Here is a 12,696-nt window from a genome sequence, read left to right as displayed (position 1 = left end):
GTCGCCCGGCCGCCGGCCTCCGGCCACCGGCTCGGCGGGCGCCAACCCTGATGGCCCCGGCTGGCTGATCAGGCCGGAGGATGCGCCCGCAGCAGCAGGACGCTGCGGGCGCGGACGGGCACGACGGCGCCGGGCAGCAGGGTCCGGCGAGGGTCGGCCAGGGTCGCCGGGAAACCCGCGAGGTCCTCGTCTGCGGTGTCGAGCAGCAGGTCGTAGCGCTGCGCCCACGGCGCCGCGGGCAGGGTGACGGTGGTGTCCGCGCCATCGGGGTGGATCACGCCCAGCACGCCCGGCGCGCACCCACCATCGCGCCCTGCCTCCTCGGTGGCGTCCGAGGGGGCGTCCGAGGGGGCGCCCATCCGTGCGCTCGAGGGGGCGCCCGCGGCGATGTGGGCGACCAGCGTGACGACCTTCGGCGCGTTCCAGTCCGCCGTGGACATCACCTGCCCGTCGGCGCGGAACCAGGTGATGTCCGCGAGCCGGCCGGGGCCTGACTCGCCGCCGTGGAAGAACACCTCGCGGCGTAGCGCCGGCTCGAGGCGACGCAGCGAGATCAGGCCGCTGACCAGGCGTAGCAGCGCCGGGTCCGGCCCGGCGGGGTCGCGCCCACCGGCCCCGGCACCGGCTGCGGCACCGGCTCCGGCCCTGGGCCTGGGTTCGGAGCCCGGCCAGGCCAGCCAGGACACGGGGTTGTCCTGACAGTAGGCGTTGTTGTTGCCGCCCTGAGACCGGCCGAACTCGTCGCCGGCCAGCAGCATCGGCACCCCGGCCGACAACAGCAGCGTGGCCAGCAGTCCGCGGCGCACCCGGCGGCGGGTGGACAGGATCGTCGGGTCGTCGGTCGGGCCCTCCGCACCGTAGTTCGACGAGCGGTTGTCCGACTCCCCGTCCCGGTTGCCCTCGCCGTTGGCCTCGTTGTGCTTCTCCGCGTAGGAGACCAGGTCGGCCAGGGGGAAGCCGTCGTGGGCGGTGACGAAGTTCACCGACGCCCACGGCCGCCGCCCACCGTGCTCGAACAGGTCGGACGAGCCCGTCACCCGGTAGCCGAGGTCGGCGACCCCGCTGGTCCGCCCGTTCCACACGTCCCGCACCGTGTCGCGGTAGCGTCCGTTCCACTCCGCCCACGGCGCCGGAAACGAGCCGACCTGGTAGCCGCCCCAGCCGACGTCCCACGGTTCGGCGATCAGCTTCACCGACGACAGCAGCGGGTCGGCGTGGATCGCCGTCAGCAGGCCGGCGGTGGGATCGAAGGCGTCGGGGTTGCGGGCGAGCGCGGTGGCCAGGTCGAAGCGGAAGCCGTCGACGCCCATCTCGCTCACCCAGTAGCGCAGGGAGTCGCAGATCAGCTTCACCACGTGCGGCGACGTCATGTTCAGGGTGTTGCCGCAGCCGGTCACGTCGCGATAGCGCCGCGGGTCCGTGGGTTCCACCCGGTAGTAGGTCGCGTTGTCCAGGCCGCGCAGGGACAGCGTCGGGCCGCGTTCGCTGCCCTCGGCGCTGTGGTTGTAGACGACGTCGAGGATCACCTCGATGCCGGCGGCATGCAGCGTCGCCACCATCGTCTGGAACTCGCCGATCGGGTCGCCGGTCGCCGCGTACGCGGCGTGCGGGGCGAAGAACCCCAGGGTGTTGTAACCCCAGTAGTTGATTCTCGAACGTTCGAGCAGTGCCGGCTCGGAGACCGAGGCCTGCACCGGCAGCAGCTCGAGTGCGGTGACGCCCACCCGGTGCAGGTGGTCGACCACGGCGGGGTGGGCCAGCCCCGCGTAGGTGCCGCGCAGCCGGGCCGGCAGGCCCGGATGAAGGCGGGTGAAGCCACGCACGTGCGCCTCGTACAGCACGGTCTGCGACCACGGGATCCCGGGTCTGTTGTCCGCCGGATGCCGCCCCCGGCCCCGGCGCCGAGTGCCGTCCCGGCGCGCGGGGCCGGCGACGACGCAGCGGGGCACGAAGGGGGCGGAGTCCCGTGCGTCCGGCTCGTAGCCGTAGGGATCGCCGCCGCCGAATCCGTAGATCGCCGGATCCGGCCGCAGCGCCCCGGTCAGCAGCCGGGCGTACGGGTCGACCAGCAGCTTCGCCGGGTTGTAGCGCTGGCCCCGGCCCGGGTCGTAAGGGCCGTGCGCGCGCAGGCCGTAGCGTTGCCCCGGTCCGACGCCGGGCAGGTAGCCGTGCCACACCTCGCCGTCGCGCTCCGGCAGGCGGTGGCGGGACTCCCGGTCGGCGTCGTCGAACAGGCAGAACTCGACCGCCTCGGCGCCGGGGGCGGCGACGGCGATGTTGACCCCGGCGCCGTCCCAGATCACCCCGAGCGGGCTGGGTCGGCCCGGGCGCGGGTCGCCGCTCGAGCGGGGTGACACGTGGGATGCGCGGGTGCTGCCGCCTGCGTCGGACACCTCGGTGACGTTAACGGACGCCCCCGCCCCCGGTGGGCCGATCGGGCGCCTCCGTCCCACCCCGCCCCCGCCGCCGCGATCGCAGGAAGATCAGCGTCGGTCGGCCTATCGTGACCTCCGACCACCCACCGATCCGCGCGATCCGACCCGGGCGGCCGACGCGACCCACCCCTGGAGCGACCGACGCCCAGGCCGGGTGGCGAGCGGCCCCGGCCCGCGAACGCCGCGGCCGGCCGGGTGTCGCCATGCCCCGCCTGCCCGGGCGCGGGCCAGAGCGGGAGGACCCTGGATGAGCGTCGTGCGGCTCGAGGTCGACGGTGGGATCGGCACCATCCGGCTGGATCGGCCGCCGATGAACGCGCTGGACTCCGGCGTCGCCGCCGATCTGCGGGCGGCCGCCGTCGAGGCGACCCGCAACCCGGCGATCCGGGCGGTGGTCATCTACGGGGGCGAGAAGGTCTTCGCCGCCGGCGCGGACATCAAGCAGATGGCGCCGATGGGGTACGCGGAGGCGTCGGCCTGGGTCGGCGACCTCAACTCCACCTTCGAGGTGGTCGCCCGCATCCCGAAGCCGGTGGTCGCGGCGGTCACCGGCTACGCCCTCGGCGGCGGGCTGGAGCTCGCGCTGTGCGCCGACGTGCGGGTGTTCGCCGACAACGCGAAGGTCGGTCAGCCGGAGATCCTCCTCGGGGTGATCCCGGGGGCCGGTGGGACGCAGCGCCTGCCGCGGCTGATCGGCCCGGGGCGGGCCAAGGACCTCATCTTCAGCGGCCGGCAGGTGCGTGCCGACGAGGCCGCCGAGATCGGGCTGGCCGACGTCGTCGTTCCCGCGGCCGAGGTCTACGACCGGGCCCGGGAGATCGCCGGGCGGTACACGGCCGGCCCCGCGATGGCGCTGGCGGCGGCGAAGCAGGCCGTCGACGACGGTTCGGAGCTCGCCCTCGCCGAGGCCCTGCGCCTGGAGGCCGCCCTGTTCGCCGGCCTGTTCGCCACCGAGGACCGCCGGATCGGCATGGAGTCCTTCCTCGCCCACGGCCCCGGCAAGGCCGAGTTCATCGGCCGCTGATTCCGCTACCGCATCGCCAGGTCGGCGATGACGGGGAAGTGATCACTGCCGAAGTCGTGGCCGACCTGGAAGCCGGTGACCGCGAAGGCGGGCGAGGCCAGCACGTGGTCGATGCGCAGCACCGGCGGCAGCAGCACCGAGCGGGCGCTCCACGTCGGCTCCCATCCGCCGCCGACGACGTCGTGCGCGTCGCGGACCCCGGCGCTGACGAGCCTGCGCAGCGGCCGGTGGTCGCGGGTGGCGTTGAAGTCGCCGGCCATGACCACCGGCAGGGTGGCGTGCTGGGCCTCGTGGCGCAGCGCGGTGAGCTGGGTGCGCCACCGGTCGGTGTACGAGCCGGACGTCGGCGAGATGGTGTGCACCGCATACATCACGAAGCGGCGGTTCTCGTCGACCTCGACGGTGGCCCGCAGCGACATCGACCCGCCGATGACCGGGGCGGCGGCGTCGCGCAGCGGGAAGCGGGAGTAGATCGCCGCGCCGAACGCGCCGTCGGTCGGGTGCACCTCCCGGTAGGGGAAGCCGGCCAGGGCGCCGGAGGCGTTCACCCGGGCCAGCGTCAGCGGCGAGAGCTCGACGAGGATGAGTACGTCGGGGTTGGCCGAGCGGATCTGCGCGCCGAGCCGGTCGGCGTGGGCGTTGTGGTACAGCAGGTTCGCCGACATGATCCGCAACCTGGCCGACCCCTGAGGCGCATTCTCGGCGCCGCCCGGGAGCACCTCGGGCACCGACCAGAACAGGTGGACGGCGACCAGCACGACCGACAGGATCAGCAGAAGGTTGCGGCGCAGGGCGAAGGCCACGGCGAGCGTGGCGTAGGCCGGCAGGTAGAGCAGCGGGGTGACGGCGTTGATCGCCGAGTAGGGCCAGTCGAGGCCGTCGTCGAGGTGCACCAGCCGGCCGAGGGCGAGCAGGGCGAGGCCCGCGGCGACCACCCAGGCGATCACCGTGATGACGGTGCCGACCGAGACGGCCGGGCGGGCCCTGGGCTCTGGGGCGGCGACCGGGATGTCGCCCGGTCCGGTGTCGGTCTTGGCGTCCGGCGCCGTGCGGCCGGACTCCTGCGCGGATGTCACCATCCCAGAGTGCCCGGCGCGCCGGGGCATCCGAGCGGTGGGTGACCCGCGTGACCTGGCGGGGACCCCCGCGCGGCCCGGCGGGAGCGCCGGGCCGCCACGAGGCAGGCCTCGGGAGTGCGTCACGTGGGGGAGGGATCACACCGAGTGGCCGCCTCCGTCGGGAGGTCAGGCGGCGGAGGCGGACTGGAGCAGTGGGCGGGCCTGTTCGCGCCACTCCCGCACCGCGACGGTCGGGTGCTTGCTGAGGGCCCCGTCCAGCTCGGCCAGTTTCCGCGCGATCCGTTGCGAGGAGACCTGCCCGGCGACGGAGACGGCCCGGTAGCCCGCCTCCAGGGCGCCTTCCAGCTCCGCTACCGGCCCGCTCAGGTACGCGAGTGCCAGGTCGGCCTCGGCGTAGCTGCGGGTGCGTGCGCGGGCCGCGCCCTGCAACGCGCGCGCCTCGACCAGCCTGTCCACCGCCTCGCGCGGCCGCTCCAGCAGCCGCAGGCAGTGACCGCGGCACTCGGCGGCGTCGCCGGCGTTGTAATGGCCGGCCCAGGACGGCCCGGCCCCGTCGTCGCGGGCGATCGCCTCGTCCATCTTGTCCAGGGCGCGCCGGCATCCGGCCTCGTCGCCGTTGCGCGCCAGCGCCCAGGCGTTCTTGTCGTACAGCATGGCGCGCACCGCGCTGGTGGAGTGCGTCAGCGACCGGCGCAGCGCGGCCCGGGCCAGCGCCAGGCTCTGGCGCGGATGGCCGAGCTGGGCGGCCTGGTCGCTCATGCCGGACAGGATCCGTCCGGCGAGCATGGCGTCGTCGGCATGCTCGGCGAGACTGAGGGCCTGGATGTAGTAGCGCTGGGCGAGCGCCTCGCGCCTGCTGTCCTGGGCGAGCCAGCCGCAGAACTGGGTCAGCTCCGCCAGGGCGCTGAACAGGTCCGGGTTGGGGCGGTTGTCGCGGGCGGCCCGGGTCTGGTCGTGCAGGAAGCTGACCGCCTGGGCGCGGATCTCGCTGCCGCCGAACTTGGCGTCGAGCGTGCGGAAGGTCTCGGTCACGTCGCGGATCAGCGCGCCGCCGCCCGCGGCCGGTGGCGGCGCGCCGACGATCCGGTCGACGACGCCGGTGAGGCTGGAGAGCACCGGCTCGGCGAAGGCGGACGCGATGAAGGCGGTTCCGTCCTGGAGAAGATCACGTCGCCGCATGTCTCTCCCCGATAGTCCGGCGAGGGTGCGCAGGGTCTCGACAGGTGCGTTCGCTCCGCTCAGCCCCAGGTCGTCGTGGCGGTAGGACTCCCCGCGCCAGCCGAGGTCGGCTGGCAGGACGGGGTAGCCCAGCGCGGCCGACATCTCGGCGGCCGCCAGCTCGGCGACCATCGGGTCGCGCGGGCGCATGCCCCGTCGCCAGTGACCGACCGTCGTCCTTGCCAGGCCCAGCTCGATCTGGCGCTGCTGGCGGGCGCGGGCGTTCACCTGACAGGCGAACCTGGTGTCCGATACCCCGGCCTCGCGCAGCAGACGCGCGAAGGGGGAGGTGGGTGCGGGATTTTCCGGCGGCGTATTCGACATCTGTCCCCCGTCGAAGTTAGGTCGGCCTAAGTTGGCGGCGGCCCGACCGCGCACACCGCCTGAGGCAGAAAGTAGTGGAACGGTCACTGTCAAGGGAAGAGGGTGTGCATAACCCGGCCGCAATGCACGCACGGCCGGGACCGATGCCTCTGGTGTCCTGTCGGCGGGCGGGGATGGCTTCGCGACAAGGCCACGGAGCGTGGATGTCCAGTCATCTGCTCATCCATGTGCATGGAACTTATGCACGTGCATGATGGGGTGGATTGGACAAATGCCCCGCAAAGCGATGTCGGCGGGGGAGACCTTGTCCTGCTCTGGGGGGAACTGGCCGGGCGTGATGCGCCCACCGCGGGGTATGGCTGCAGCGGGGCGCACGGACTAGTCTTGGTGACGGCGTGTAGTCGATCCCCGTCCCGAGCCGGCTGTCCAGGTCAGGGGCACAGTGCGGTCCGCGTCACGCCGCCGATCATCGGGCGTGTGAGCGCCCCAGATGCGACGATGTCAAGAGCACTGACATCGGATGTTGGCTACGGAGGNCCCAAGGCGTGAACATCGTCGTTACCGTCAAGCAGGTTCCCGATACCTGGGCGGAGAAGAAGCTCGACGCCGCGGACAAGACTGTCGACCGCAAGAGCGTCGACAACGTCATGAACGAGATGGACGAGTACGGGGTCGAAGAGGCCCTGAAGATCAAGGAAGCGCACGGGGGTGAGGTCACCGTCGTCACGATGGGGCCCGCCAAGGCGGTCGAGACGATCCGCAAGGCCCTGTCGATGGGCGCGGACAAGGCCGTTCACCTCACGGACGACTCGCTGCACGGGTCGGACGCGCTGGCGACCTCCGCGGCGCTCGCAAAGGTGATCTCGACGCTGTCCCCGGACATCGTCATCACCTCCTCCGAGGCCTCGGACGCCCGTGGCGGCGTCATCGGTGCCCTGCTGGCGGAGCGCCTCGGGCTACCCCAGCTCACCCAGGCCCGCAAGGTCACGGTGGACCCGGGCGCGAGCAAGGTGACGATCGAGCGGCTCGCCGACAACGGCTACGCCCTCGTCGAGGCGAGCCTGCCGGTGGTCGTCGGTGTCGTCGAGAAGATCAACCAGCCGCGTTACCCCTCGTTCAAGGGCATCATGGCGGCCAAGAAGAAGCCGCTGACGACGCTGTCCGCCGCTGACGCCGGGCTCGACGGCGCCGCGGTCGGCCTCGCGGGCGCCGCTTCGGCGGTCGTCACGTCGCAGCCCGCCCCGCCGCGTTCGAGCGGGACGATCGTCAAGGACGAGGGCGACGGCGGAACGAAGGTCGCGGAGTTCCTCGCCGCGCAGAAGCTCATCTGAGGGGTTTGTTCGATGGCTGAAGTTCTCGTACTCGTCGAGCACGCCGACGGTGAACCCAAGAAGGTCACCGCCGAGCTGCTGACGCTCGCCCGCACGCTCGGTGAGCCGTCCGCGGTCTTCCTCGGTGCCCCGGGCACCTACGCGAAGGCCAAGGAGTACCTCGCCCAGTACGGCGCCGCCAAGGTGTACGTCGCGGAGTCGGACGACATCGCGAGCTACGTCGGCGGACCGGCGGCGGAGGTGCTGGCCAAGCTGGTTGGCGAGGCGTCACCGGCGGCCGTGCTGGTCGCGGCCACCGCGGACTCCCGAGAGGTCGCGGCCCGGGTCGCGGCCAAGACCGAGTCCGGCCTGATCTGGGACGCCACCGCGCTGTCCGCGGACCTGGTCGCCACCCAGGGGATCTTCGGTGGTTCGACGATCGTGACCTCGAAGGTCACCAAGGGCGTCGCCGTGGTCGTCGTCCGGCCGAACTCCACGGCCCCCGAGGCCGCGCCGTCGACGCCGGCCGAGCAGACCGTGGATGTCGCGATCTCCGACGCCGCCAAGGGCGCGAAGATCGTCGACCGGGTGGTCGAGGCCAAGTCCGGCCGGCCGGACCTCACCGAGGCCCAGGTCGTCGTCTCCGGCGGCCGCGGTCTCGGCGCCGCCGAGCACTTCGCGCTGGTGGAGAAGCTGGCCGACACCCTCGGTGCGGCCGTCGGCGCTTCGCGTGCCGCGACCGACGCCGGCTGGTACCCGCACCAGAACCAGGTCGGCCAGACCGGCAAGACGGTGTCGCCGCAGCTCTACATCGCGGTCGGCATCTCCGGTGCCATCCAGCACCGGGCCGGGATGCAGACGTCCAAGACGATCGTCGCCGTCAACAAGGACCCCGAGGCGCCGATCTTCGAGTTCGCGGACTACGGGCTGGTCGGCGACCTTTTCAACGTCGTCCCGCAGCTCACCGAGGCGATCGAGAAGCGCAAGGCTGGCTGATCGGTTCCCCTGGACCGGCACGGCCGGGCCTCCACCCGTCCCCGACGAGGCTGGAGCCCGGCCGTTGTTGTCTCCGTATCCTGTCCGGATGTCGTCGCAGTCACAGTCGTCGCTGTCGTCGCAGTCGCTGTCGTCGCAGGCACAGGGCGCATTCCGGGTCGAACCATCCGCGACGGCGGCCGGGCTCGGGGCGCCGGGCCGCGCCGGCGGGCCCGCGCTCGCCGTCGACATCGGCGGCACCAAGATCGCGGCCGCGATCGTCGACGCGGACGGCACGATCGTCGCGACCGCCCGCCGACCCGTGCCCGTGCCCGTTCACCGGCCGGCCGAGGATCACCCGGGCGGGTGTACGCCCGGCCGCGGCGCGGGCGGGTCCGCCGAGGAGGTCTTCGGTGCGCTGCGGGACTGCATCGGCGCGGTGCTGGCGGCCGCAGAGGTCACGGCGGACGCGGTCGCCGGGGTCGGCTGCGGGTGCGCGGGCCCGATGCAATGGCCGGCGGGTGAGGTGTCGCCGCTGAACATCCCGTCCTGGCAGGCGTTCCCGCTGCGCACCCGACTGCGCGAGCTGTTCCCCGGGCGGCCCGTGCTGGTCCACAACGACGGCGTCGCGCTCGTCGCCGGCGAGCACTGGGCCGGGGCGGGGCGGGGCGTGCGCAACCTGCTCGCGGTGACCGTCTCGACCGGCGTCGGCGGTGGGTTGGTGCTGGGTGACCGGCTGTTCCACGGCACCTCCGGCAACGCGGGCCATATCGGTCACGTCCCGGTGGACGTGGACGGACCGGACTGCCCGTGCGGCGGTCGCGGCTGCGTCGAGGCCCTCGCGTCCGGTCCGCGCACGGTGCACCGGGCGCGGGCGGCCGGGTGGACTCCCGCCGACGGCCAGCCGGCCGACGGCCATACCCTCGCCGCCGCGGCCGCGGCCGGTGACGAGATCGCCCGCCGGGAGCTCGCCCGGGCCGGGACCGCCGTCGGCGCGGGGCTCGCCGCCAGTGCCAGCCTGCTCGACCTCGAGGCGGCCGTCGTGGCCGGCGGATTCGCGCAGTCCGGCCCGATCTTCTGGGATGCCCTGCTCGCCGGCTTCGAGCGCCATGCCGGTCTGGCCTTCGTCCGGCGGATGCGCATCGGGCGCAGCGACGATCCGGCCCGTGTCGCGCTGCGGGGAGCCGCCGCCTTCGTCCTGGCGCCGGAACGCTACGGCTGGCCCGACTGACAGCCGTCTCGCCGCACCCCCGTCGCGCCGCTGCCCCGTCACGCTGTGCCCTCGTTGCGCTGTGTCCCCGTCATGGGGTGCCCCCGTCAGGCGGGGTGCCGGGCTGGGCGCTCAGCCGGTGAACCCGCCGTCCGCGGCCAGCACGGAACCGGTCATCCCGCTCGCCGCGGGTGAGCACAGGAAGGCCACCGCGGCGGCGACCTCCTCGGGTTGCAGCAGTCGGCGCAGGTAGGCATGGCTGGCGAACTCTCCCGGGTCGGGCAGGTCGTAGATCTTCGCCGACTCGGCCAGCATCGTGGTGTCCATCGAGCCGGGGCAGACGACGTTCGCCGTCACCGCCGTCCCGGCGAGGTCCGCGGCAAGGCTGCGCACGAGCCCGACGACGCCGTGTTTGCCGGCGGAGTAGGCGGCCAGGCGGGCCAGCGGCCGCGTTCCCGCCGCGGAGGCGATCGCGACGAACCGGCCGGCGGGCGCCTCGAGCAACGCCGGGACCGCCGCCCGGATGACGTGGAACACACCCGTGAGGTTCACGGCGAGCAGCGTCTGCCAGGAGTCGTCGTCGGTCTGCCAGATCGGGGGCCCGCCGGCGATGATGCCGGCGGCGGCGACGGCGGTGTCGAGCCGGCCGTAGCGCTCCCGGGCGACGGCGACGGCCGCGTCGACGTCGGCCTGCCGGCGGACGTCCACCCGGACCGCCACCGCGTCGCGGCAGCGGGCGGCGACGGCGTCGAGTTCTCGCCCGGTCGCGTAAGGGTAGCCCGCCGTCGGCGGCTCCGGCACCGCCAGATCGGCAAGGACGAGGCGGTATCCGGCCGCGTCGAGCGTTTCGGCGACCGCAGCCCCGAGACCGCGCGCCGCCCCGGTGATCAGCGCGACGGGGGCCGGCGACGAGGCCGGGCCGCCGCTGCCGCGCGTCACGCGGACCGATCCACGGTTCGCGCCGCGGGGGGTGTGAGGCCCTGGCGCCGCGTCCAGCCCAGCAGCCGTTCGACGGCGTCGTCGACGTAGGCGTCGAGCAGGCGGGCGCCCTCGGCCGCCGACGCGCCCCCCGGGTCGCCCAGCACCCCGGAGGGGCTGAGCGCGGCGACGCCGTGGGCGAGGAGGTCGTCGAGCGACGGGCTGGGCCCGGCCACGGCCAGGTCCAGCCGGACCAGGTCGGGGGCCAGATGTAACAGCAGCGAGGTCTCCGAGCGACCGGCGTGCAGGTCGCGGTTCGCCGCCGGCACGCCGACGGCCGCGGCCAGGGCCGCCGTCGGGGCCCACAGGTGCACCTGGCGACCCTCGTCGGCCAGGATCCGCCGGGCCGAGCAGAGGGCTGCGGTGTTCCCACCATGACCGTTGACCAGTACGACGGCGCGAGCCGTGTCGTCGACCGAGCGGACGAGCTCGACGACCACCCGCTCGAGCACCTGCGTGCCCAGCGAGACCGTGCCGGGGAACCCGGCGTGCTCGCCACTGGCTCCGTACGGCAACGCCGCCCCGACGAGCAGGGGCTCCAACCGCTGCGCGAGACCGTGGGCGACGGCGGACGCGACCCGGGTGTCGGTGTCGAGCGGGAGGTGCGGTCCATGCTGCTCGGTGCTGCCCAGTGGCAGCACCAGCAGCGGGCGGTCGTCTCCGAGCTCCCGCCAGGTGGCTCGGCCGAGCATCGACACCTCGTCACTCCTCTCTCCCGGACAACCGTGCTGGTCTCTTCGGACAACCGTGCTGGTCTCCCGGCCGCCCGTGCGGTGCCGGGCCGGCGCAGGCGCCCGGCAGGGGTTCCGTTGCGCGCGACGACCACGCTTCCGCCTCTCTGCGCGGACTGGCGCCGGCGGCATCCGGTCGGGACGCGGCCCTGCGCCGTCCCGCCGCGCTCCGGGCCGGGACTCGGCTGGACGCGCCGGCTGTCGCGGGGAGAATCCGGCCTGGCGGCCGTAGTGCCCGGCCTGCGACGCCGACGAGTGCGGCTCGGCCGGGCCTGGCCGACGCCGGAATCCGGGGCGATCGCGGCATGGCACCCGCGTCGGATCCATCCCAGCATGTCGGGGGACCCACGGTCGACCGGTGCGCCCGAGGTCGGCCTCGGGGTGCGACCGATCCACCGTCCGAGAGCCCGTCGTCCTCGTCCGGCGCTCGGTCGACCCGTCGGAGGCGAGGCCTGCGGCCTTATGGAACAGCCGCGGGTCGGCAGACCCGTACGCCGGCGGCTTCCCCGTTCACCCCCGGACGGGGTGCCGATCAGCCTCGGTCCGCGAAGGAAGGTTTGGGTGGCGTGGGTACCGGGCATCAACCCGGCAGAGCGCACCGAGGGCTTGGGCGGGCGGGCCGGGAACCGGGTCGAGGAGTCGGACGTTGACCTGGGCAGACGGCAACGGACTGTGGTTCGACGCCAGTCGGTGGGTGTCTAGCAGGGTCGGAACCACCCGAACGTCCCGGCCGTCGGACCGGGACGAGGGCTAACGCACCGTCCGTCGGCGGTGCCAGAAAGTTATGCCCTCGGGGTCGCCCACGGCGCCCCTCCTCGTGTATAGTTCTCCTTCGTCGCCCACCGAGCTCCGCAAAGAGCTCGATGTCGCGCAGGACCACATCTCCTCCGAGGGGGCACAGACCCCCCGAGGAAACGGGCCGCGGACGGTGCGATACGGTGTGAAAGTGGCAATCGCCGGCAGGTCGGTGCGAAAACATCGAAAGCCGGAGCGATTTGACACAATCCAGCCAAAGCTCGTAACCTAGAAACATCGCAGGAGCCAATCACCGTAGGGCGGATTGTCTCAGGCGCGCATGAAAGCAAAACCTGTTCGAAACGGTTCATCTCGCACAAAACGAAGCGATTTGACACCGAACGAAGAGGCCGAGTAAGTTAAAGAAGCACCAACGCGAACCCCGCAAGGGTAAGTGAGAAAAAGCAAGACCTGTTCGAAAAAGGTTCATCTCGCACAAAACAGAGCGATTTGACACCGAACGAAGAGGCGAGTAACTTAAAGAAGCACCAGAACGAAGCCCGCAAGGGCGAAGAGCTGGTAGCGCCTGCTCCTTGAGAACTCAACAGCGTGCCGATTGTCAGTGCCAATTGTTTTACCCCGTTCATGGCCTGGCTGGTTGTTCTTCGCGCATCGTT

Annotated in this window: 10 protein-coding genes; 4 read left to right on the top strand and 6 right to left on the bottom strand. The window is 72.9% G+C overall.

What is annotated here, in order from left to right; genetic code table 11:
• Positions 1-68 precede the first annotated feature (68 nt).
• A complete protein-coding gene (gene glgX / locus UK82_RS26720; protein ID WP_083507385.1) occupies positions 69-2,357 on the bottom strand; it encodes a glycogen debranching protein GlgX in 2,289 nt (762 codons plus the stop codon).
• Positions 2,358-2,682: 325 nt separating this feature from the next.
• Here glgX and UK82_RS26715 point away from each other — a divergent pair, with 325 nt between their 5' ends.
• A complete protein-coding gene (locus UK82_RS26715; protein ID WP_055410045.1) occupies positions 2,683-3,459 on the top strand; it encodes an enoyl-CoA hydratase/isomerase family protein in 777 nt (258 codons plus the stop codon).
• A 5-nt stretch (positions 3,460-3,464) separates the two neighbouring features.
• On the opposite strand, the gene UK82_RS26710 is transcribed toward UK82_RS26715, so the two are convergent.
• Together UK82_RS26710 and UK82_RS26705 are read right to left on the bottom strand one after the other, a co-directional pair.
• Complete coding sequence (locus UK82_RS26710) at positions 3,465-4,538, bottom strand: endonuclease/exonuclease/phosphatase family protein (protein WP_044886670.1); 1,074 nt, start codon at positions 4,536-4,538, stop codon at positions 3,465-3,467.
• A gap of 165 nt (positions 4,539-4,703) precedes the next feature.
• The gene (locus UK82_RS26705; protein WP_044886669.1) at positions 4,704-6,080 is read right to left on the bottom strand and encodes a hypothetical protein; all 1,377 of its coding nucleotides are present in this window, start codon (positions 6,078-6,080) and stop codon (positions 4,704-4,706) included.
• A gap of 545 nt (positions 6,081-6,625) precedes the next feature.
• Between UK82_RS26705 and UK82_RS26700 the strand changes: the two genes are divergently transcribed.
• The 3 genes from UK82_RS26700 to UK82_RS26690 all read left to right on the top strand — a co-directional run bounded on the left by UK82_RS26700 (position 6,626) and on the right by UK82_RS26690 (position 9,596).
• The gene (locus UK82_RS26700) at positions 6,626-7,411 is read left to right on the top strand and encodes an electron transfer flavoprotein subunit beta/FixA family protein (protein ID WP_044886668.1); all 786 of its coding nucleotides are present in this window, start codon (positions 6,626-6,628) and stop codon (positions 7,409-7,411) included.
• A 12-nt stretch (positions 7,412-7,423) separates the two neighbouring features.
• Entirely contained in the window at positions 7,424-8,386 is a 963-nt protein-coding gene (locus UK82_RS26695; RefSeq protein ID WP_055410043.1) for an electron transfer flavoprotein subunit alpha/FixB family protein, read from the top strand.
• Positions 8,387-8,474: 88 nt separating this feature from the next.
• Positions 8,475-9,596, top strand: a complete 1,122-nt coding sequence (locus tag UK82_RS26690) for an ROK family protein (protein ID WP_083507383.1) — start codon at positions 8,475-8,477, stop codon at positions 9,594-9,596.
• 111 nt (positions 9,597-9,707) lie between these two features.
• Here the strand turns inward: UK82_RS26690 and UK82_RS26685 are convergent, their stop codons facing one another.
• The 3 genes from UK82_RS26685 to UK82_RS40390 all read right to left on the bottom strand — a co-directional run.
• Positions 9,708-10,514 carry a mycofactocin-coupled SDR family oxidoreductase gene (locus UK82_RS26685; protein ID WP_044886666.1) on the bottom strand — a complete coding sequence of 269 codons (807 nt, stop codon included), beginning with the start codon at positions 10,512-10,514 and terminating at the stop codon, positions 9,708-9,710.
• Complete coding sequence (gene mftE / locus UK82_RS26680) at positions 10,511-11,245, bottom strand: mycofactocin biosynthesis peptidyl-dipeptidase MftE (protein WP_055410065.1); 735 nt, start codon at positions 11,243-11,245, stop codon at positions 10,511-10,513. The genes UK82_RS26685 and mftE overlap by 4 nt, the downstream gene beginning before the upstream one ends.
• 1,193 nt (positions 11,246-12,438) lie before the next feature.
• Positions 12,439-12,696 (bottom strand): hypothetical protein (locus tag UK82_RS40390; RefSeq protein WP_236706483.1); only part of this gene is annotated, 258 nt, incomplete at its 5' end.

This window comes from Frankia sp. ACN1ag, assembly GCF_001414035.1.
In the GTDB taxonomy this organism is placed as follows: Bacteria; Actinomycetota; Actinomycetes; order Frankiales; family Frankiaceae; genus Frankia; species Frankia torreyi.
This window is presented reverse-complemented; position numbering and strand designations above follow the sequence as displayed.

Bases quoted from the DNA above. Each gene is read 5' to 3' on its own strand.
- UK82_RS26715 (WP_055410045.1), top strand. From the start codon at position 2,683: ATGAGCGTCGTGCGGCTCGAGGTCGACGGTGGGATCGGCACCATCCGG.
- UK82_RS26705 (WP_044886669.1), bottom strand. From the start codon at position 6,080: ATGTCGAATACGCCGCCGGAAAATCCCGCACCCACCTCCCCCTTCGCG.
- mftE (WP_055410065.1), bottom strand. From the start codon at position 11,245: ATGCTCGGCCGAGCCACCTGGCGGGAGCTCGGAGACGACCGCCCGCTG.
- UK82_RS26695 (WP_055410043.1), top strand. From the start codon at position 7,424: ATGGCTGAAGTTCTCGTACTCGTCGAGCACGCCGACGGTGAACCCAAG.
- UK82_RS26690 (WP_083507383.1), top strand. From the start codon at position 8,475: ATGTCGTCGCAGTCACAGTCGTCGCTGTCGTCGCAGTCGCTGTCGTCG.
- UK82_RS26710 (WP_044886670.1), bottom strand. From the start codon at position 4,538: ATGGTGACATCCGCGCAGGAGTCCGGCCGCACGGCGCCGGACGCCAAG.